The sequence below is a fragment of the Chryseobacterium sp. X308 genome (genome assembly GCF_020733145.1).
In the GTDB taxonomy this organism is placed as follows: Bacteria; Bacteroidota; Bacteroidia; order Flavobacteriales; family Weeksellaceae; genus Chryseobacterium; species Chryseobacterium cupriresistens.
The window spans coordinates 489,673-509,996 of the sequence record NZ_JAJFZH010000002.1; the positions used below are offsets into that span (position 1 = coordinate 489,673).

A 20,324-nucleotide genomic window follows, 5' to 3' on the forward strand; every position below is an offset into this window, starting at 1 on the left:
AATCAGAAAAAATAGATTTCCTGATTAGGTATCACTTCCCCGTTGATTTTTCAAAAAGCCGGAAACTTTACCAGAACTTTATTATTAATAAATAACAGGAAACTTCTTAAAAGCAAAATTTCTTTATTTTTGATACTATGAATTTATATGATCTTTTCATAAAGCCTTATGAAGGTTATGATACTTTACAGATTATGCTGGAAACGTCGGGCGCCGTCCTTGGAACTCTGAGTGTTTATTTTTCGATTAAAAAAAATATCTGGGTATACCCTACCGGTATTGTTTCTACGCTGATCTATGTTTATATTCTTTTCAACTTCGGCTTACTCGGAGACTGCCTGATCAACGTTTATTATACTGTAATGAGTATCTACGGATGGATTTTATGGGCAAAAAATTCTGATGATCATATTCACGTCGATGTTAGCTGGGCCACCAGAAAGGAATGGATCTATGCCAGCATCCTTTTTATACTGAGCCTGGCTCTTGTTACCCTTATCTATTATTATAAACCTTATATTGATAATCAGTTTTCGATGGAAGGAACCAGTTTTGGATTGTATCATCTGGATTGGGCCAACTGGATGGATGTATTCACAACTTCAATATTTTTAGTGGGCATGTGGTTGATGGCCAAACAGCGCATTGAGAGCTGGATTTTCTGGATTATCGGAGATTTGATTTGCATCCCTATGATGATTTTTAAGGGACTTGGAATCACTTCGGTTCAATATTTGGTATTTACTATAATGGCGATAATAGGATACGCCAATTGGCAAAAAAGTTTTTTAAAAAAAATACAATTACAATAAAGTCATGAAAAATTTATTTAAAATAGCATTCAGTATTTTTGCTATTACCAGTTTAACCTCTTGTTTAGCATATACCGACGGATACGGAAGCAACGGAAGCTATGGGTATGGAGATCCGTATTATAACAACGGATATTACTATGCTCCGTCAGGATATTACGGAAGTGGCGGATATTGGGGTAATGACGGCTACTATTATAGAAACAATATTAATTATTACTATGATAATGGTATTCCTTATTACTATGATAGCTATAATAACTCAAGAAGAAAAGTTTACGTAGAAAGAAGATCTTCTTCATCTTCGAGACCTCAAAACGGATTCCAGAATACGCGTACAACGAACAGTAACGGTTCATACAATAATAACGGAGGATTTAATAACAACAGAAACTCCAACAGCAACAGCGGATTCAGAAACCAGAATAGTGGTTATCAAAACAATCAGGGAAATCAGAACAACAGTGGTTTCAGAAATTCCAACAGTAACAGTGGATTCAGAAATCAAAACAGCAGTAATCAGAACAGCCAGAATAATAGCGGTTTCAGAAATTCTGAAAGCAACAGATCACAATCCTCTGGTGGCGGATTCAGGAATAGCTCAGGCAGCCAAAGCAGCAGTTCAAACAGACAGCAGAGCGGCGGAGGCGGCTTTAGATAAAACGATTATAAATAAGAAAACGAACAGCTAACACTGTTCGTTTTTTATTTTAAATATAGTAATTTTGCTTCTTCATTTAACAAAAAAATATGGAATTTTATAAATATCAGGGAACAGGGAATGATTTTGTAATGGTAGACAACCGGGATCTGCAGTTTACCAAAGATAAAGACAGTATTGAAAAATTATGCGACAGACGTTTCGGAATAGGTGCTGACGGTCTTATTCTATTGGAAAACGATCCTCATTATGATTTCAAAATGGTGTACTACAATTCTGATGGCGGAGAAAGTACGATGTGTGGAAACGGAGGAAGATGCCTTGTCGCTTTTGCTTTTTTCCTTGACATCTTTGAAGACAAATGCAAATTCATTGCGACAGATGGTGAACATGAAGCTGAAATCCATAACGGAATCATCAAATTAAAAATGATTAATGTAGACACCGTTTTACAGGACGGAAATGACTTTGTGCTGAATACCGGATCTCCACACTACGTAAAATATGTAGACAATCTGAAAGATTATGACGTTTATGACGAAGGATATGGCATCAGAAATTCTGAAAAATATAAAGAAAAAGGAATCAATGTGAACTTTGTAGAAAAAATTTCAGATAATGAAATTTTTGTAAGAACCTATGAACGAGGCGTTGAGGACGAAACTTACAGTTGTGGAACAGGAGTTACAGCTTCCGCTTTAACTTTTCTGCAAAAACATAATCTAACCTCTGTAAAAGTTAAAACTTTAGGCGGAAACCTTAAGGTATATGCTGAAAAAAGCGGTGATGCATTCCAGAATATTTGGCTGGAAGGTCCTGCAAAGCAAGTTTTTAGAGGTAAAACAGATCTTCTTTAAAACAAAAAACTTTTAATCAACATTTAAGAATGAAAAAAGCTATTCTCATTATCATTCTGCTGGTTTTTGTAGTGGCAGGATTTTTTGGTTTGAGATTTTATAATAAATATTTAGGAAACAACGTAGAAAAAGATGGTTATGTTCTGATTCCTCATAGAGCAGGTTTTAAACAGATCCTGGATTCTATTGCTCCTTATATTAAAGACAGGGAATCTTTTGAAGCTGTGGCTAAAGAAAAAGGTCTTGATACCAATTTCAAAGCAGGACGTTATCACATCCAGAGCGGAACAGGCAACAAAAACCTTGTCAATATGATCAAAGCAGGTAACCAGACAGCCAACTCTTACAGAATCGGGGATTTTGGAGATATGTATCAGATGATTGGTAAGGTGACCAAAAAAACGGAAATTGATTCATTACATTTTGTGAATGATCTGGATGCCGTGGCACAGGAGAAAGGCTATAAAAATGTTGAAGATTTAAAAAAATATTTTTTCATCGATACGTATAATTTTTTCTGGACAGTAAGTCCGAGAGAATTTTTTGCGAAGTTCGAAAATCAGTATAATGATTTCTGGACGAGTGAAAGAAAGAATAAGGAGCAGCAGTCCGGGCTTACAAGAGATCAGATTTATGCTTTGGCTTCCATTGTTTATAAAGAATCAGGAGGGAAAAAGGATGAAATGAAAACTATTGCAGGATTATATTTAAACCGTTACAGAAAAGGAATGAAGCTTCAGTCCGATCCTACGGTGATCTATGCGATTAATAAACAGACCAATTTTAAAGAACCCATAAAAAGAGTATTATATAAGCATTTATCGACACCTTCACCTTATAACACTTATGCCAATGCAGGTATTCCTCCGGGCCCCATCTGTGTAGTGGATAAAAACTCAATAGATGCTGTTTTAAATGCTGAAAACAACAATTATATATTTATGTGTGCTGATCCGGCAAGATTCGGATACCACAAGTTTACGGCAAGTGCAGAAGAACACACTGTAAATGCGAAGGCTTATCAGGATTGGCTCAACTCAAAAAATATAAAATAAGCTTAGAAAGCACCAGGAAACTTATACAGTTAGAAAACAATAAACAACCATAATGTTTTGGCTATCAAATTGATATGGATATTCAAAATATTAAGGGTTATTCTTTCACGATCTTATACAAAAAAATAACCTATGAAGAATAAGACAGAAATTGTCACTATTTTCACCAGAAAAACTTTAGGACTTACATTAGTACTTTCAGCGGCAGCAATGGCTTTTGCACAGGAGAAGGCTGGAGTTTCAGGAATCATTGTCAACAAGAAAAATCAACCGGTTCCTTACGCTTCTGTAACTTTCAGCAATAAGGCCAACAAAACTTTAAGTGATGCCGTACTGACTGATGAAAAAGGACAGTATCAGCTGCAACTTATGCCCGGCGATTACGAAATTACAGTAGAAGCCATTGATTACAAAAAAAGTGTAGTCAGCAAAAATATTGCAACAGCAGGTAATATCGGTGCATTATCTATTGAAGCAGAGCCCTCTTCTACGGTTGATGGCAAAACAAAAGAAATTCAGGGTGTTGTTATTACTGCTTCAGCAGCAAAACCTTATAAAGTAGAGCTTGACAAGAAAACATATGATCCTTCACAGGACATTGTGAGCAAAGGAGGAAATCTTCAGGATGTTTTAACCAATGTTCCTTCAGTGTCTGTGGATACGGACGGAACAGTTTCGATGAGAGGAAGTACCAATGTAAAGTTTCTGATCAATGGAAAGCCTTCTGCCCTTCTTGGGATAGATGACGGAGCTAATGCATTGCAGAGTATTCCCGCTGACCAGATTGAAAGAATTGAAGTAATTACCAATCCTTCTTCTAAATTTGAAGCAAGCGGAACATCCGGTATCCTGAATATCATCCTTAAAAAGAACAAAAAGGTAGGATTTAATGGTAGTGTGGTAGGGTCACTGGGATATTTTCCAAGAACATCCCTTAACACGAACCTTAGCTGGAGAAAAAACAACTGGACCTGGTTCCTGAATGGTGGCGGTGGTTACACGGAAAACAAAACGAAGAATAATTCGGAAACAACCTATCACAATCTCACATTTCCCAATGTGATTCCTTTCCAGCAGCCTAATGATGTTCTTGAACATCAATTACAAAACTCCGAGAATAAAACGTATAATAAAAATTATAACGTAAGTGCAGGTTTTGTCTATGATTTATCTGATAAGACTTCAATCAATTTTACAGGATTGGTGAGAACATTTGAGGGAGACGGAAATGAACTTCTTGATACGTATGACAGTTTTTACAGGTTTTTCAGAGATTCACCGGATCCAAGTACTACAGCAGGAAAATGGAATTTATTAAATCCGTATGGAAGGAGAGATTCTAAAAGTGTCTTCAATAACCTTGCTTTCCAGGGAGATCTGGGATTAGATCACAAATTTGATGATAACGGGCAAAATTTATCTGTATCATTAAGTCTGCAAAGAAACAGAAGTAACAATAATGCGGATATTCTGGAAACTTACGATCTTCGTCCTGATGTACAGGATATTACCAGAAGATATTCACTAAGTAAAACCATTATTGGTAAAGCTGACTATGAGCTGCCAATAGGAGAACAATCCAAGCTTGAAGCAGGATACAGACTGGATGTGAATGATAATACTTACGATAATTTTGTAAGCAGTACTTCCAACAATCCTTTTATTCCAAGCTACAATAACAATACAGATTATAAAGAAGTCTTCAATGCTTTCTATCTGCAATTTAAGAGTAAAATCGGAGAAAAATTTGCTTATCAGCTAGGCTTAAGAGATGAACTTTCCAATGTAAAGATCAATTACATCAATCAAAATCCTAATGATCCGCAATTAAATAAAACAAAGAACTACAACAATTTATTTCCAAGTGTATTCTTAAGCTATGACGTATCTAAAAATAATCAGATTTTGCTTAATTATTCCCGTAGAATAGACAGACCAAGGTCATTCTTTATGGTTCCTTTCCCGAATTACAGCAACAGCCAGAATATTTTTGAAGGAAACATAGACCTGAATCCATCGTACGTAGATTCATTTGAAGTAGGATATAATATTACCAGAAAAAAATTTACGGTTAATCCTACCCTATACTACAGACACGCCACTGATGATACCAAAATGCTGGTATACAGACCTGATGAAAGCCTGGGTGTATTTTATACAAAACCAATCAACTTAGGAAATGATGACCGTTATGGTTTGGATCTGAACTTTACTTATGATCCTTTTGCATGGTTGAAAATCATGGGAAGTCTGGATATGTTCGGATATAAAACAAGTGGAATTGCTTATTATGATGCCATTGATAAAAATAAGCTGCAGCAAACCCGCAGTATGGATTTCACAGGAAACGGATTTTCTACCAGAGCCCGTCTTAATACAACATTTAAACTTGACAAAACTTTAAGTGTACAATTACAGGGATTCTATAGAGGAGCACAGAAAACGGCCAGCCAGAATACAGAGGATATGTATGCTCTGAATCTTGGTGCCTCCAAGACAATCTGGAAAGGAGACGGAACAATTTCCTTCAATATCCAGGATATATTCAATACAAGAAGCAGAGAAGTATTCAGTTTCAATGATGATTATACACGAAGAAACTATATGCAGTGGCAGCCAAGACAGTTTGCTATTTCCTTAACTTACAGATTTAAGCAGGGAGAGAGAATTGAACAGCCTAAAAAGAAAAAGGACATCAATTCCAATGCAACAGGTGATGACCAGCAAGGCGGCCCAATGTAATACAACAAAAATCCCGAAAGTTACTTTCGGGATTTTTTATTTCTGTTATTTTACAGGTTCTGCTTTCGAATATTTTTCTTTTTCAGCTTCATAGATCCTTCTTCTCAGATCACTGGTGGAAAACCTATGGTCTCTCTTGTTGAAAAAAATTTCAATTCCTTTTTCTTCACAGTATTTTTTACCTGTAAAGTCTTTGTCCATATAATCATCTCCTATGATTCTTACATCAATTACAAATGATTTAAGAATATCCAAAAGGTCTTCTTCCGTGTAATAAGGAATGATCTCATCCACAGCATTCACAGCTTTCAGTTGAATATATCTTTCAACAATAGTCTGGCTTGGCTTATTTTTAGTAGGACGGTCGTGGGACGGATCAATTTGAAGTCCGACGATTAAATAGTCACATACAGTTTTAGCTTCTTCAAGCATTTTGATGTGACCCGCATGTAATAAGTCAAATGACGAAAATGTAATACCTATTCTCTGTGTCTTCATACTAATTTAAAATTAAAGCTTCACTGAATTCAATGTTTTTAGGATAACACTTACTCTTCAGTAAAATGTTTTGTAATTTGTTTTATGATTGTTTAAATTGTTGTTTTGATGCAATTATTTCTCAATGCTAATTTACGAATTTCTGGTGTTCAGATATTTCTGCCACTCCCAAACTGTCCTCAAAGCCTCTTCCAGAGACGTTTCAGACTTCCAGTTGAGTTCTTTCTCTGCTTTTCCGGGGTTGGCATACGCTATAGTAATATCCCCTTCTCTTCTTGCACAGATCTGATATGGCACTTCTACATTATTGGCTTTTTCAAATGCTTTTACTACTTCCAGTACGGATGAGCCTTTTCCTGTTCCCAGGTTGTAGGTATCAATCACCGCATCAGATGAAGAATCTTCTATCAGCTTCTTTAATGCTGCAACGTGCGCTTTTGCCAGGTCAACAACATAGATATAATCACGAACAGCAGTTCCATCCTCTGTAGGGTAATCATCGCCCCAGATATTCAGTTTCTCACGCACTCCTGAAGCCGTCTGCATTACATAAGGCACTAAATTATTAGGAATCCCGATTGGCAATTCACCCAGCTTTCCGGAAGGATGTGCTCCGATTGGATTAAAATACCTTAACAGTGATATTTTACTTTGATAGGCTTTGGCAAAATCAATAAGGATCTGTTCGCCCATTTGTTTTGTTTTCCCATAGACACTTTCAGGGGTTTTCAACGGAGTATTTTCATCGATCGGCATCACATCTGCCTGTCCGTATACCGTACATGATGAGCTGAAAATAAAGTTGGAGATCTTTCTTGTTTTAAATTCCTGAAGAATATTAATCAAGGAAAACAGATTATTCTCATAATAGTCTACAGGTATGATCTGACTCTCTCCTACTGCTTTAGAGGCAGCAAAATTGATACAACCATCAATCTGGTGAGCATCAAAAACCTGAGTAAGAAGCTCTTTTCTTCTCAGATCAAAAGGATAAAAAACAGGTTTCTTACCCGTAATTTCCTCAATATTATTTAAAATAAACCTTTCCGTATTGGATAAATCATCAACAATAACCACTTCAAAGCCGTTATTAATAAGTTCTACCACTGTGTGAGAACCAATATATCCAAGTCCGCCGGTAACAAGTATTGCCATTTTTATTTTTTAATCTTCGCTTTTTCCTATGTGTTCTATTTCTTTTACTCCGTCATTTTTTTTCACCTTAAATACATTTACAATTAATAAACACAATATAAATATGATTAAAAATCTAAAAGTAAAATGTTCTAAAACAGAATATCCGTTTAAAAATCCAAACAATAAAGGATAACCTAAAAGAATTATGGATAGTAATAAACTGAGATTTAGAAACAAAATTGCTTTATCATATTTTTCAATCAGATTAACAAATGCAAATGCATTAATAACTAACGAAATAACAATAAATAATGTTTTATATAGGTTAAAGTCATTAAATATTTCAAGAATCCAAAATGCAGATATTATAAAAAGTAGTAAGCTGGTTATTACCGCTATATAGTATACCAGCTTATATTTAAATATCTTTCTTTTCATTAATTATCCCATAAACTCAAGCACTGCATCCGTAATATACTTCAGCTGCTCTTCGTCTAATTCCGTATGCATCGGTAAAGAAATTACCTGATCCAAAAGCTTATCTGTATTCACAAAATCTGCAGCATTACTTTCCTGAAAGTATGCTTTTTGCTTTCTTAATGCTACAGGATAATAGATCATTGCAGGAATATCTTTTTCTGATAAAAACTTCTGAAGCTCATTACGCTTTCCGTTCAGAATTCTTAACGTATACTGGTGGAATACGTGAGTAGAGTTTTCCGCTCTTTTTGGAGTCAGGATATCCGGGTGACCAGCAAATGCTTCATCATAGAAATCTGCTGCTTTTCTTCTTGCTTCGTTGTAAGAGTCCAGATGAGGAAGTTTTTTTCTTAAAACTGCTGCCTGAATGCTGTCCAGACGTGAGTTTACCCCTACCTCGTCATGGTAATATCTTTCATACATTCCGTGGTTTACAATTCCTCTTAAACGGTGAGCTAATTCATCATTATTGGTAAAAATAGCACCCCCGTCTCCGTAGCATCCCAGGTTTTTGGAAGGAAAGAAAGAAGTTGTTCCCACTGTTGCCATTGTTCCTGCCTGTTTTACTGTTCCGTCGGAGAAAGTATATTCTGAACCGATTGCCTGGGCATTATCTTCAATAACATATAAATTATGTTCTTCAGCAATTTTTAAAATTTCTTCCATATTGGCACACTGTCCGAAAATGTGTACCGGAATAATTGCTTTTGTTTTGGGCGTAATTGCTTTTTTAATTTGTTCTGTAGAGATTGTGAATGTATCATAATCTACATCTACCAATACAGACTTTAATTTAAGCAAATGAATTACTTCTACTGTTGCAGCAAAAGTAAAATCAGCCGTGATAATTTCGTCTCCTTCTTTCAGGTCCAAAGCCATCAGGGCAATCTGTAATGCATCTGTACCATTGGCACACGGAATCACATGTTTTACGTCTAAATAAGACTCCAATTCATTCTGGAAAGACTTTACTTCAGGACCGTTAATAAATGCCGCAGAATCCATTACATTCAAAACTGCATTGTCTACATCATTCTTTATTTTGTAATACTGACTTTGCAAATCAACCATCTGAATTTTTTTCATATACTAAATATTTCTGTAAAAATAAGGAATTTAAAATCCTATCAAAAATTTTATTGATTTTGTTTTTATCTTTATACAAATAAATTTTATGAAAAAACTTTTACTCTTTTGTTTCCTAACAGGTTACCTAACCGTTTTCGCACAAACGGAGCTTGTTTTTGTTTACTTCACGGATAAGCCTAATAAAGCTGCTTTTTATGCAAATCCGCTGTCAGAACTCAGCCAGAAATCACTTAGCAGACGCACTGCGCTGGGAATTCCGCTTAATGACCAGGACGCCCCTATTGAACAGTCTTATCTTCAGAATCTTCAAAACCTGGGATTTGTTGTGACAGATTATTCAAAATGGCTTAACGGAGCTGCGGTAAATGCTACTCCGGCACAAAAAACTTTATTACAGGCTCAATCTTATGTTTTATCTGTTGAAAGTTTTGCCAGAAACAGTTCTACTACCGTGAAAACAGCACCGGGAAAATGGAAAGACGATGCAGGTATCAATAAAACACTTACTAACTTCAATTATGGTTCAGGGGCCGGACAAATTGATCAGGTCAATATCCGGCCGCTTCATCTGGCAGGCTATACAGGCACAGGAGTTTCCATTGCGGTAATTGATGCCGGATTCCCAACGGTGAATACAGGAACTGCTTTTGCAAGATTATGGACCAACAATCACATCAAAGCCTCTTATGATTTTGTAACCAAAACAGGAGATATTTATAATACTTCACTCAGCACACATGGCTCTGTCGTGTTAGGAGTTATAGGAGGATATCTGCAGAATGTTTTTGTAGGAGCAGCACCGGATGCTGATTTTTTATCTTTACCGCAGTGAAAATGCGGCGGTAGAAATTCCCGAAGAAGAGCTATACTGGATTGAAGCAGCTGAGGAAGCAGACCGTAAAGGGGTTGACATTATCACCTCATCATTGGGATACAATGTTTTTGACGAAAGCCGCTACAATTATACATATGCCAATATGGATGGTAACACATCCTTCATTGCCCGCGGAGCTGGTATTGCGGCTGAAAAAGGTATTTTTGTTCTTGCCGCTGCCGGTAACGCCGGACAACAGCCGTGGCATTACCTTATGACACCGGCTGATAACGCTAAAGTATTTTCTATCGGATCTGTAGATTCAGCCGGAAACGCTTCAGCTTTTTCTTCTTTCGGACCCAATGCTCTCGGAGTGGTAAAACCGGACGGAAGCACCCAGGGAACCGGTACGACAACCGTTTATGATAATGCTACCTTAATCGTGAATGGAACTTCAATTGCTACTCCTATTGCTGCCGGCGGTGTTGCATGTCTTATTCAGGCATTTCCAGCGATGAACAGAGAGCAGATGAGAGCAAAGCTGAGACAAACGGCTTCACTATATCCTGCCCATACCGATCAGATGGGATATGGTATTCTTAATTTCGGAAGTTTATATAATCTCGTTCTGAATACCTCTGAGACTGTAAAAAAAGACAGGTTCTCCATATTCCCGAATCCTGCAAAAAGCATCCTGAATATTGCATCAGAGCTAGAAGTGGAATCGTTAGAAATATATGATAACCTTGGAAGACTCATCAGGAAAAGCAACAACCAGAAATCTATAAAAGTGGAAGATTTTTCCAAAGGAACTTATTATCTGAAGATTCAGATGAAGGACAAGGTTTTCTACGAAAAATTCTTAAAGGAGTAATTTTTTATTTCCCTCAGATTGTACAGATTGATTACAACATAAACATCTGTGCAATCTGTGGGAGATATATTACTATTTTGGGTCTTACTACAACATAAATTTGAACTAAAGCTCATTGAATGGTTTATAATAAAAAAACGGGCTAAAGCCCGTTTCTATTGATATTGATTATCATTTCGTTATGATCATTCTCATTTTAAAAATAGCTTATGCCGAATTTCTGCTGGCATTAATATTCCCAAATAAAGAACGGGTCACCAGCTTTTCATAAGCTTCTTTGTTCCCTTCCCCTTTCTGAATTTTCATCAACGCATACTGCTGGATACTTAGCAATGGAAGGACGATCTTTTCACGGATCTTCACCGATTTTCTGGAAAGCGGGTCTTCTTCCTGAAGCATTTTAAATCCTGTCAGTTCCAGCATAATGTCTCTGGAAAGCTCATATTCATCAAAAAGGACATTCCAGAAAGCACCGAACTTCGGATTATTTTTGATATAGTAAGTCAATGGGAAGTAAGACTTGTTCATACTCATCATGGAGTTCAGAACTAAAGTCTTAAAGAAATCTGAACCTTTATACAGCTCTCTTACTTCTTCAAATCTACCCTGTTCTTTCATCTTTTGCATCGCATATCCAAAACCGAAGAACCCAGGTACGTTTTGCTTCAGTTGTGACCACGATCCTACAAACGGGATGGCTCTCAGATCTTCAAATTTCAGTTCGCTTCCGTTTCCTCTTTTTGAAGGCCGGCTTCCGATATTCGTTTTTCCGTAATATTCAAGCGTACTCATTTCCTGCAGATAGGGAACAAACATAGGGTGCGCTTTCAGATCCGAATATTTTTTATAGCTGATATCCGCCAACTCAATAATCAAAGCTCTTTCTTTTTCTGTAAGTTCTTTTTTTGAATTTTTGAATACATCATTTTCAACACCAGCGGTCAGAAGCTGTTCAAAGTTGTATTTTGCCTGCTCTTTGTTTCCAAAAATACTGGTAATGGTCTGCCCCTGAATGGTTAATTCAATCTTATTATTGGCAATCGTTTTTCCCTGGGAAGCATAGAAGTCGTGGGTTTTTCCACCTCCTCTTGCCGGCGGTCCTCCTCTGCCATCGAAAAATACGACTTTGATATTATTCTGCTCGGAAAGTTTTGTCAGTACTTCTTTGGCTTTATAAATTTCCCAGTTGGCTTTTAAATAACCTCCGTCTTTGGTTCCATCAGAGAATCCGAGCATGATCGTCTGCTGATTTCCTCTTTTTTCAAGATGCTTTTTATAAACAGGATTATGATACAGCTCATTCATTACATTTTCTGCATTGGCAAGCCCTTCCATGGTTTCAAAAAGCGGAACAATATCCATATTGATCGCTTCATCCTTATAACCGCAGATTTTAAAGAAGGCATATACATTCATAACATCTTTTACCGCGTCAGAATTGGAAATAATATAGCGGTTCATTCCTCTTAATCCGTTCAGATGCTGGATATCCTTAACCTGTGAAACCGTTAACAAAGTATCTTTTACAATGTCTTCAAAATCTTCAGCAGCTACCGTTTCTGAAGTCTGAATAAGCTTATTGAATTTCTGTTCATAATCAGCGTCTTCATTTCCGTATACTTTTGCATAAACCTCATCAATAACTTTCTGATGAATTCTGCTGTCCTGGCGGATATCCAGCGTAGCAAAGTGAGTTCCGAAGATCATCACACGATCCCTGAAATTCACCAAAAGATCTAAAAACAAAGAGTTATGCTCGTTGATCAGTATTTTTTCTGCCTCAGCAGCTTTGTTTAAAATATCTTCTGCTTTAATGCTCTTTCCGTCAAAAATGGCTGCATACAATTCTTCACTTAATTGGGTTAAGACTTCAGAAACACCTCTGAAACTCAATCTTCTCCTGATAAATTTCAAATGGCTGTAGTATGATTTCAGAATCGCTGAACGAAGTTCTTCCGCTACTCTTTTCGTTACATCCGCTGTTACAAAAGGATTTCCGTCCCTGTCTCCTCCCGGCCAGAAACCAAGCTGGATAATATCTTCATGAAGATGAAAATGGCCATTTCCGAAAGTCTTTTTGATCTTCGTAAACAATTCCCCAATGGTATCATAATATACATATCTCAGGTAAGAAATAATACTCAGCGCTTCATCTATCGGAGTCGGTTTTTCTTTATTGACAAAAGGAGTCTTGCCCAGCTGTTGAAGAAGCATATCAATCTGGGTAACCGAATCACTGGTAATGGCCCCTCTCAAATCCTGAATAATTCTTTGTACCGAACTAGGATAAAACTGGGTCGGGTGTGCCGTAAATACGACCTTAACGCTAAAGTCTTTTAATTTCTCGCGTACTTTTTCAATTTTATGATCCTGAAAAGAACGTTCAAAAAGATTGGTTACTGTTCCATTATCACTTTCAGAATGAAGGTTGGGAAATGCAGCATCCTCAATACTGTCAAACAAAACGACCTGTCTTTCTATATATTGTATGATCTTGAAAAGCAATTCCAGTTTCTGCTCTTCCGTCTGGAGATCTGTATGGTTTTTAAAAAATTCTTCGACGATATTTTCAGGAGTTTTTCCTGCTTCATAGCCGGTCCTGCTTTCCTCATAAAGAAATGGAAGCAGCATTCCGATATTCGTCATTTTATCATAAGGCAGGCTCATAAATAATGAATTATAGATCTGGAACTTATTTTCCACAATCTGCCTGAATTTTTCTGCGCGTTGGTCATGTATCATACTAACAAATGTAAGCGATTTTCAAATTAATTTAATTGACAAATGACAAAAATTAAGGACGAAAATCAAAAAATATATTTAAAATTTATAAGTACTTTTCAGAATAAACGAACGATTAACCATGAAATATTGTACAGGTATAAAAACATAGAAATCCGTTTTACTCATTCAGGATTAATATAATTTTGATTAACTTTACTGTTAACACTAACCATCATCCATGAAAAAAATATTGACTTTCTTACTTATTACCCTTCTGTTCATCTCTTGTGAAAAAGATTGTTACAATGCACCATTACCTGTCATTTTTGAGTTCGTCAATTCCAATAATGAAAATCTTATCACCAATGGAACATTAACAACGTATTCCATTCAGGATGAAAATAATGCTGGTGTACAATTATCCAAAACATCCGATGACAGAGTTCTTTTAGAAAATGTAGGTGCTTATAACGGAACAAAAAATTATAAATTTTATTCTAATATTAAAGATATTGACTTTTCCATCCAGTCATCGGAGTTTAATGGAGGCTGTGATGGTTATCAGATCAATAAACTGACTTTTACAGGTATAGATATTGATGTAACTGCTGAAAAAGGATATTATAAAATTGTACTGGAATAATTCTCTTTCTTACATTTGCACCGGAAACCCACTCTCTATGAAAGTAATCATCACATTTTTCCTGATTCTCTCCAATCTGCTTTACAGCCAGATCAAGGTTCCCGATGATTATAAAAAAATTCCTGATATTCTTGATACTGCAGAATACCTCTACCCTTTCATTATTCCTGATAAAGAGTATGCTTACTGGCGTGTTCTCAGCAATGATATGGATTATGAAAAAGCAGTACTCTATGAAAGCCAGGCTCCTGATTTTATGACGATCAATGAACCTGTTCCAGAAAGAGGCTTTTTCCAGAAATGTATCGGGAACAACTGTTTTTCATACATTCTGGCGTGTAAGAATGAAAGATCAGTTTATTTTTCCAATGAACAACAGTTGAGAGATTTTATCGGAACAGTAGACAATCTTCCGGAGGCTATTTTACTGGCTAAAACGTATGGGTATTCTGTGGATACAAGCAATCGCTTTAGCGGATCATATAAAATTGAAAACCGTCATATCTCCATGTATCTGATGCAGTCTAAGGGCTGCCCGGCTGTGAAAGAGTCCTTTTTAGTTACAATCAACAGAAAAACCGGAAGGCTGGAGGCAAAAAGCAATGGCGTGTATGCGAAGGATGAAAACTGTAATTCGTTGTAGTTCTTTTGAAAACGCAAATAAACCATTAAGATTTTTTAAGTTGATAATGATAGTTAAGGAATAGCTAAGCTATTTTTCAGCGATCCGCTTTATCTTCCATCAAAGATGGATCTTAATTATTCTTATTGTCTTCATTAACCTTAATGGTTTAATTTCTTATATATTAATAGCTCCCTGCCCAGATGCAATCAGGTAAGCTTCCTTCAATGTTTCAGAATAGGTTGGATGCGCATAGGAAATACGGAACATATCCTCGGCGGTCACTTCATATTCCTGAGCTATGACCCCCTGTGCAATCAAATCGGCAGCTCTGGCTCCAATGATGTGAACACCCAGCACTTCGCCATATTTCGGATCCACCAAAACTTTCGCAAAACCTTCCATATCCATTGAAGCGCGGGCTCTTGCACTGGCAGAAAATGGAAATTTCCCTACATTATATGCGATATTATTTTGTTTCAGATATTCTTCGGTATAGCCTACTGAAGCTACTTCCGGCCAGGTATACACCACTGAAGGAATACGGTTATAGTGAATCGGTCGTTTTTGCCCGTTAATGGTTTCAACTACAAAAACACCTTCTTCCTCAGCTTTGTGAGCCAGCATTGCACCACCAATAACATCACCAATCGCATAGATATTGGATGCGGAAGTCCGGCTGTTTTCATCCACTTTAATAAATCCTCTCTCATCCAGCTGTACATCAGTATTTTCAAGATCAAGACCTTTTATATAAGGACTTCTTCCCACCGCTACCAATACATAATCTGCTTCCAGCTCGCCTTCTGTTCCGTTGTTATCTTTAAAAAACACTTTAGCAGCAGATCCGGTATCCTCAGTTTTATACACCGCATGATTAAGCCGGATATCAATTCCTCCTTTTTTCAGGATTTTCTGAAGGCTTTTCCCCAATTCATGGTCCATAGCAGCGATCAGATAATCAGCATATTCAAGGATAGTGACTTTCGTTCCGATGCGGTTGAAAATAGAAGCCATTTCCACCCCGATTACTCCACCGCCTATGATTATCATAGATTCAGGTTTTTCCTTTAATGACAATGCTTCTGTGGAAGTAATAATTCTTTTTTTATCAATTTCCACTCCGGGAATAGTGGATGGTTTCGAACCTGTAGCAATGATATAATATCGGGCAGTTATTTCTTTAACTTCAGATCCGTTTACAACTCTGATGGTAGAATTATTGATAAATCCAGCCGTTCCCTGTAATCTTGTAATATTATTTTTACTCATTAAAAAATCCAGGCCACCTGTATTTTTTGAAACTACATCTGCTTTTCTTCTGTACATCTGAGAAAAGTCCAGTTCTATATGATCCAGCTTAATCCCATGTTCATTGAATTGATGCTGTGCTTCTGAATAATGATGTGTACTGTCCAATAAAGCTTTAGTCGGAATACAGCCCACATTGGTACATGTTCCTCCCAGTGTATCATATTTCTCGATAATCACGGTTTTATATCCCAGCTGGGCGCTTCTTATCGCCGCTACATATCCGCCGGGTCCTGAGCCGATTACGGCAATGTCATAATGATCCATTTGATTTATTAATTTTTTATGATTAAATTTACTTGCAAAACAAAAGCAAATTTAAACCAAACACTTTCAATTTGCAAGTATTATTTTTAAATTAACAAAATGAGTAAAAAAAGATCAGACTGCCCCATCAGCTGCTCACTTGAAATGTGGGGAGACAAATGGACTCTGTTGATCATAAGGGATCTCATGCTGAAAAAGGAATGCACTTACGGAGACTTCCTTAAGGCTGATGAAAAAATTGCAACGAATATTCTGGCTGCAAGACTTCAAAACCTATTGGACAATGGAATCATTGATAAAAAAGACCATCCGGACAGTAAGCTGAAAATTCTTTATTTTCTGACTCAGAAAGGAATTGACCTTATTCCCGTAATCGTTGAAATCAATCTTTGGGGTGATCAGTATCTTACGATTCCTGATGACCGGAAAAAATTGCTGGACGAGATTAAAAAGGATAAGGAAGGTTTTATAAAAAGAGCAAAGGCCTTTCTTTCTTCTTAGATATAAATAAATGTTACAAGAGAATCGGAAATAGGAATCGGAAAAGCTAAAAGCAATAGCTTTCATAAAATAGAATAATAGCAATTTTAAAATTTCATTAACCTACTTTTCTTTTTTCATTCCGTAAATTTGACTAAAATAAATATAGAACAATGCTTAATTTCGAGTTTAAAAACCCAACAAAAATACTTTTCGGGAAAGGCGAAATCGCTAAAATTTCCAAAGAAATTCCTCAAGACGCAAGAATATTAATGATTTACGGTGGCGGAAGCATCAAAAACAATGGTGTTTACGATCAGGTAAAAGAGGCTTTAAAAGATCATGAATTATACGAGTTTGGCGGAGTTCCTGCCAACCCTGAATATGAAGTTCTGATCAATGCTTTAAGCTTTATTAAAGAGAAAAACATTACTTACCTTCTTGCTGTAGGTGGCGGATCTGTCATTGACGGTACAAAATTCCTTTCTGCAGCAGCCAATTATGACGGTGAGCCATGGGATATCCTGAGAAAATCGGTAAGAACTTTTGAAGGGGAAGGAATGCCTTTCGGAAGTATTTTAACACTGCCTGCAACGGGATCAGAAATGAATTCCGGGTATGTGATCTCCAGAAGGGAAACCCATGAGAAATTATCTTCAGGAGGACCGGGACTTTTCCCGCAATTTTCTGTACTGGATCCGGAGGTAATCAGATCTATTCCAAAAAATCAGATTGTGAACGGAATCACAGATGCCTATACTCACGTATTGGAACAATATATGACCGCTCCTTCTTCTGCCGACCTTCAGGAAAGAATTGCAGAAAGCATCCTGATCAGCCTGCAGGAAACTGCTCCAAAAGTATTGGCTGATGATTTCAACTACGATGCTGCAGGAAACTTTATGTGGTGCTGTACCATGGCGTTAAACGGACTGATCCAGAAAGGAGTTATTACAGACTGGGCCGTACATGCAATGGGACATGAGCTGACCGCTTATTTTGGAATTGATCATGCAAGAACACTGGCCATTATTGCTCCTTCTCATTACCGTTACAACTTTGAAGATAAAAAAGGAAAACTGGCTCAGTACGCTGAAAGAGTTTGGGGAATCAAAGACGGAAGTGTAGAGGAAAAAGCTGAACTGGGCATTAAAAAGCTGGAAGAATTTTTCCACAGTCTTCATATCAAAACCAAGCTTTCCGAATATACGGAGGACTTTAAAGGAACCGCTGAAAAGGTTGAAAAAGCCTTTACAGACAGAAAGTGGCTAGGCCTTGGAGAATATAAAAAACTGACTCCGCAGGATGCTTATAAGATTGTAGAGATGAGCTATTAAGGGATTCGGGGTACGGGTTTCGCGGTACGAGGTTTGAGCTACGCTATTTCGAGATTCGGGTGAATGGGTTTGTAGTAAAACGAAAATGTTTATATTCATTTTCAAGTTGAAAATAGATAACCGAAAGCCGCATCTCGTATTGCAACCTCTATAAAATTATTTAATTTACAAACATTCGTTTAAAAATTCACTATTTCATTACAGATATTTCAAATTTATTTATATTTTAGCATATTCTTAAATTTGTGAAAATGAAAAAACAGCTACTTTTATTTGCCTTTTCTGCCTTGGCACTTACTTCTTGTAAAGATGACAATCTCGAAGCTTATGATATGGAAATCATGAAGGGAGATTGGAAGGAAGTTAAAAGGGAAGTAATTTCCGGAAAAGACAATAAAACAGTGCTTTATACTGAAACTTTAACAGGATGTGCAGCTAAAAATACTCTTTTCTTCAGAACAGATTATTATGTAAGCTATACAGCGTATACGGGAGAAGGTGCAGACTGTACCCCATCGCCAAAAACTGAAGGAACATTTACCTACGATGCCGATTCAAAAATCATTGGAATTAAACTTGGTGATGAAGGATCAGTAAACTACAGAATTGATATTCTGACAGCCAAAGATCTTAAACTTGCCCAGCAGTCAGGAATCTTTGATATGGATGGAGATAAAATACCGGATGTCCCTTACGTAACCTACAAAAGATAAATTATAACTCCCGCTAATCGGGAGTTTTTTATTACTTTTATATCTAATTTAAAACTGAATATAATGAAGAAGATTCTATCAGCATTTCTATTGCTGTATTTTGCTATTGCTTTTTCTCAGGAGAAAAAACCGATGTTCTGGCAGGACATCCAGGAATTTAAAAAGCTGGACCAGCAAAGCCCGCCTCAAAAGGATGCTATTTTATTTATCGGAAGCTCATCATTCACAAAATGGACTGATGTAGCAGATTATTTTCCTGGTAAAACAATCATCAACAGAGGGTTTGGAGGATCAAGACTTACAGATCTTAATGATTTTGCGAATGACCTTTTAGCGCCTTATCAGCCCAAACAGATCATCATTTACTGTGGTGAAAATGATTTTGCAGATAATCATAAGCTAAAAGCCAAAGTAGTCGTTGACCGATTCAAAGCTTTTTACAAAAAAATCCGTGAGAGGTTTCCTGATATTGAAGTAGATTATATCTCCATCAAATATTCGCCGAGCCGAGAAGTGATCTGGCCTCAGATGAAGGTTGCCAACAAAAAGATTGCTGCGTTCATGAAAAAGGAACCAAACGCAGAATTTATTGATGTTACCAAAGCAATGGAAGATGCTAATGGAAATGTAAGAAAAGATATTTTTGTGGAAGACATGCTTCATTTTAAGCCGGAAGGATATAAAATCTGGGCTAAGGTGATCACTCCTTATATGAAATAAAAATGAAAGAGCACCGTGATTTACCTATTTATAAAAAGGCTGAAGAGATCTACAAAACATTGCAGACCATTACAGACCTCTTTCCTGAAGACAATGACTATCTCCAACATCTGAAATCTAATTTATTGGAAGATATCATGGTAATTCAGGCTAAAATTTCAGGTGCTGAAGCTGTGAAGCTGTATGATATTAAAATGGAAAATGCGGCTATAATCCGAAAAGCAGCACGTGAGATCATGGTGAGTGGTCATCAGCTTGAATATTTAGGATTTTCTGATGCCAAATATTATAAGATTATCCGCAATATGATAGAAGAATTTCGTCTTTTATTTATTGACTGGGTTGCCGGATTTAATCCCAAGCATTATATTGTTGATGAGTGGGGACTATTCAACCCTCCCGGCATATCACCTGATTATATTCAAAGAGACGATGAACTAGACTTTTTGGATGAAGATGATGAGGATAACTAAATCCATAAAAAAAAC

The 20,324-nt window shown here is 36.7% G+C and carries 20 protein-coding genes; 14 read left to right on the plus strand and 6 right to left on the minus strand.

Translation table 11 applies throughout. The annotated features are described in order from the left end of the window. The first annotated feature begins 137 nt into the window (after window positions 1-137). The 5 genes from pnuC (at window position 138) to LIV57_RS05180 (ending at window position 6,127) form a co-directional block, all read left to right on the plus strand. Complete coding sequence (pnuC, locus tag LIV57_RS05160; RefSeq protein WP_227941718.1) at window positions 138-812, plus strand: nicotinamide riboside transporter PnuC; 675 nt, start codon at window positions 138-140, stop codon at window positions 810-812. A 4-nt stretch (window positions 813-816) separates the two neighbouring features. Beyond that, the gene (locus LIV57_RS05165) at window positions 817-1,473 is read left to right on the plus strand and encodes a hypothetical protein (RefSeq protein WP_227941719.1); all 657 of its coding nucleotides are present in this window, start codon (window positions 817-819) and stop codon (window positions 1,471-1,473) included. An 89-nt stretch (window positions 1,474-1,562) separates the two neighbouring features. Continuing rightward, the gene (dapF, locus tag LIV57_RS05170; protein ID WP_227941720.1) at window positions 1,563-2,330 is read left to right on the plus strand and encodes a diaminopimelate epimerase; all 768 of its coding nucleotides are present in this window, start codon (window positions 1,563-1,565) and stop codon (window positions 2,328-2,330) included. Window positions 2,331-2,359: 29 nt separating this feature from the next. After that, a complete protein-coding gene (gene mltG, locus LIV57_RS05175) occupies window positions 2,360-3,385 on the plus strand; it encodes an endolytic transglycosylase MltG (RefSeq protein WP_227941721.1) in 1,026 nt (341 codons plus the stop codon). Between the two features lie 132 nt (window positions 3,386-3,517). Next, window positions 3,518-6,127, plus strand: a complete 2,610-nt coding sequence (locus tag LIV57_RS05180; protein WP_227941722.1) for a TonB-dependent receptor — start codon at window positions 3,518-3,520, stop codon at window positions 6,125-6,127. A 45-nt stretch (window positions 6,128-6,172) separates the two neighbouring features. Here the strand turns inward: LIV57_RS05180 and LIV57_RS05185 are convergent, their stop codons facing one another. From LIV57_RS05185 to LIV57_RS05200, 4 genes are all read right to left on the minus strand, one after another. Next, on the minus strand, window positions 6,173-6,625 hold the full coding sequence (locus LIV57_RS05185) for an adenylyltransferase/cytidyltransferase family protein (RefSeq protein WP_110009329.1): 453 nt from the start codon (window positions 6,623-6,625) through the stop codon (window positions 6,173-6,175). Between the two features lie 132 nt (window positions 6,626-6,757). Then, on the minus strand, window positions 6,758-7,780 hold the full coding sequence (gene galE / locus LIV57_RS05190) for a UDP-glucose 4-epimerase GalE (protein ID WP_227941723.1): 1,023 nt from the start codon (window positions 7,778-7,780) through the stop codon (window positions 6,758-6,760). Between the two features lie 9 nt (window positions 7,781-7,789). Further along, window positions 7,790-8,200 (minus strand): hypothetical protein, encoded by a 411-nt coding sequence (locus tag LIV57_RS05195; RefSeq protein WP_227941724.1) that lies wholly within the window; start codon window positions 8,198-8,200, stop codon window positions 7,790-7,792. 3 nt (window positions 8,201-8,203) lie between these two features. Continuing rightward, window positions 8,204-9,328: a DegT/DnrJ/EryC1/StrS family aminotransferase gene (locus LIV57_RS05200; protein ID WP_110009332.1), complete on the minus strand. Its 1,125-nt coding sequence runs from the start codon at window positions 9,326-9,328 to the stop codon at window positions 8,204-8,206. An 88-nt stretch (window positions 9,329-9,416) separates the two neighbouring features. Here LIV57_RS05200 and LIV57_RS05205 point away from each other — a divergent pair, with 88 nt between their 5' ends. Then, a complete protein-coding gene (locus LIV57_RS05205) occupies window positions 9,417-10,163 on the plus strand; it encodes a hypothetical protein (protein WP_227941725.1) in 747 nt (248 codons plus the stop codon). Continuing rightward, window positions 10,135-11,019, plus strand: a complete 885-nt coding sequence (locus LIV57_RS05210; RefSeq protein ID WP_227941726.1) for a S8/S53 family peptidase — start codon at window positions 10,135-10,137, stop codon at window positions 11,017-11,019. The genes LIV57_RS05205 and LIV57_RS05210 overlap by 29 nt, the downstream gene beginning before the upstream one ends. Window positions 11,020-11,226: 207 nt before the next feature. Here LIV57_RS05210 and LIV57_RS05215 read toward each other — a convergent pair whose 3' ends face one another. After that, a complete protein-coding gene (locus tag LIV57_RS05215) occupies window positions 11,227-13,761 on the minus strand; it encodes a phosphoenolpyruvate carboxylase (RefSeq protein WP_227941727.1) in 2,535 nt (844 codons plus the stop codon). Window positions 13,762-13,981: 220 nt separating this feature from the next. On the opposite strand from LIV57_RS05215, the gene LIV57_RS05220 reads away from it, so the two are divergent. Together LIV57_RS05220 and LIV57_RS05225 are read left to right on the plus strand one after the other, a co-directional pair. After that, the gene (locus LIV57_RS05220; RefSeq protein WP_227941728.1) at window positions 13,982-14,386 is read left to right on the plus strand and encodes a hypothetical protein; all 405 of its coding nucleotides are present in this window, start codon (window positions 13,982-13,984) and stop codon (window positions 14,384-14,386) included. Between the two features lie 37 nt (window positions 14,387-14,423). Then, complete coding sequence (locus LIV57_RS05225) at window positions 14,424-15,029, plus strand: hypothetical protein (RefSeq protein ID WP_227941729.1); 606 nt, start codon at window positions 14,424-14,426, stop codon at window positions 15,027-15,029. Between the two features lie 156 nt (window positions 15,030-15,185). Here LIV57_RS05225 and lpdA read toward each other — a convergent pair whose 3' ends face one another. Continuing rightward, window positions 15,186-16,586, minus strand: coding sequence for a dihydrolipoyl dehydrogenase (lpdA, locus tag LIV57_RS05230; RefSeq protein WP_227941730.1), 1,401 nt, complete (start codon window positions 16,584-16,586; stop codon window positions 15,186-15,188). Window positions 16,587-16,685: 99 nt separating this feature from the next. Here lpdA and LIV57_RS05235 point away from each other — a divergent pair, with 99 nt between their 5' ends. The 5 genes from LIV57_RS05235 to LIV57_RS05255 all read left to right on the plus strand — a co-directional run bounded on the left by LIV57_RS05235 (window position 16,686) and on the right by LIV57_RS05255 (window position 20,309). Beyond that, window positions 16,686-17,087 carry a winged helix-turn-helix transcriptional regulator gene (locus LIV57_RS05235; RefSeq protein ID WP_227941731.1) on the plus strand — a complete coding sequence of 134 codons (402 nt, stop codon included), beginning with the start codon at window positions 16,686-16,688 and terminating at the stop codon, window positions 17,085-17,087. A gap of 152 nt (window positions 17,088-17,239) precedes the next feature. Then, on the plus strand, window positions 17,240-18,403 hold the full coding sequence (locus LIV57_RS05240) for an iron-containing alcohol dehydrogenase (RefSeq protein WP_227941732.1): 1,164 nt from the start codon (window positions 17,240-17,242) through the stop codon (window positions 18,401-18,403). Window positions 18,404-18,654: 251 nt separating this feature from the next. Continuing rightward, window positions 18,655-19,116, plus strand: coding sequence for a lipocalin family protein (locus LIV57_RS05245; RefSeq protein WP_110009340.1), 462 nt, complete (start codon window positions 18,655-18,657; stop codon window positions 19,114-19,116). Between the two features lie 63 nt (window positions 19,117-19,179). Next, complete coding sequence (locus tag LIV57_RS05250; protein WP_227941733.1) at window positions 19,180-19,836, plus strand: GDSL-type esterase/lipase family protein; 657 nt, start codon at window positions 19,180-19,182, stop codon at window positions 19,834-19,836. A gap of 2 nt (window positions 19,837-19,838) precedes the next feature. Continuing rightward, window positions 19,839-20,309: a hypothetical protein gene (locus LIV57_RS05255; RefSeq protein WP_227941734.1), complete on the plus strand. Its 471-nt coding sequence runs from the start codon at window positions 19,839-19,841 to the stop codon at window positions 20,307-20,309. The last annotated feature ends 15 nt before the right edge of the window (window positions 20,310-20,324 follow it).

Excerpts from the sequence above, each read along its gene's own strand:
- LIV57_RS05165 (WP_227941719.1), top strand. The coding sequence starts at position 817 with ATGAAAAATTTATTTAAAATAGCATTCAGTATTTTTGCTATTACCAGT.
- pnuC (WP_227941718.1), top strand. The coding sequence starts at position 138 with ATGAATTTATATGATCTTTTCATAAAGCCTTATGAAGGTTATGATACT.
- LIV57_RS05195 (WP_227941724.1), bottom strand. The coding sequence starts at position 8,200 with ATGAAAAGAAAGATATTTAAATATAAGCTGGTATACTATATAGCGGTA.
- lpdA (WP_227941730.1), bottom strand. The coding sequence starts at position 16,586 with ATGGATCATTATGACATTGCCGTAATCGGCTCAGGACCCGGCGGATAT.
- LIV57_RS05210 (WP_227941726.1), top strand. The coding sequence starts at position 10,135 with ATGCTGATTTTTTATCTTTACCGCAGTGAAAATGCGGCGGTAGAAATT.
- LIV57_RS05205 (WP_227941725.1), top strand. The coding sequence starts at position 9,417 with ATGAAAAAACTTTTACTCTTTTGTTTCCTAACAGGTTACCTAACCGTT.
- LIV57_RS05215 (WP_227941727.1), bottom strand. The coding sequence starts at position 13,761 with ATGATACATGACCAACGCGCAGAAAAATTCAGGCAGATTGTGGAAAAT.
- LIV57_RS05200 (WP_110009332.1), bottom strand. The coding sequence starts at position 9,328 with ATGAAAAAAATTCAGATGGTTGATTTGCAAAGTCAGTATTACAAAATA.
- galE (WP_227941723.1), bottom strand. The coding sequence starts at position 7,780 with ATGGCAATACTTGTTACCGGCGGACTTGGATATATTGGTTCTCACACA.
- dapF (WP_227941720.1), top strand. The coding sequence starts at position 1,563 with ATGGAATTTTATAAATATCAGGGAACAGGGAATGATTTTGTAATGGTA.
- LIV57_RS05225 (WP_227941729.1), top strand. The coding sequence starts at position 14,424 with ATGAAAGTAATCATCACATTTTTCCTGATTCTCTCCAATCTGCTTTAC.
- LIV57_RS05180 (WP_227941722.1), top strand. The coding sequence starts at position 3,518 with ATGAAGAATAAGACAGAAATTGTCACTATTTTCACCAGAAAAACTTTA.
- LIV57_RS05240 (WP_227941732.1), top strand. The coding sequence starts at position 17,240 with ATGCTTAATTTCGAGTTTAAAAACCCAACAAAAATACTTTTCGGGAAA.
- LIV57_RS05255 (WP_227941734.1), top strand. The coding sequence starts at position 19,839 with ATGAAAGAGCACCGTGATTTACCTATTTATAAAAAGGCTGAAGAGATC.
- LIV57_RS05235 (WP_227941731.1), top strand. The coding sequence starts at position 16,686 with ATGAGTAAAAAAAGATCAGACTGCCCCATCAGCTGCTCACTTGAAATG.
- LIV57_RS05185 (WP_110009329.1), bottom strand. The coding sequence starts at position 6,625 with ATGAAGACACAGAGAATAGGTATTACATTTTCGTCATTTGACTTATTA.
- LIV57_RS05220 (WP_227941728.1), top strand. The coding sequence starts at position 13,982 with ATGAAAAAAATATTGACTTTCTTACTTATTACCCTTCTGTTCATCTCT.
- mltG (WP_227941721.1), top strand. The coding sequence starts at position 2,360 with ATGAAAAAAGCTATTCTCATTATCATTCTGCTGGTTTTTGTAGTGGCA.
- LIV57_RS05250 (WP_227941733.1), top strand. The coding sequence starts at position 19,180 with ATGAAGAAGATTCTATCAGCATTTCTATTGCTGTATTTTGCTATTGCT.
- LIV57_RS05245 (WP_110009340.1), top strand. The coding sequence starts at position 18,655 with ATGAAAAAACAGCTACTTTTATTTGCCTTTTCTGCCTTGGCACTTACT.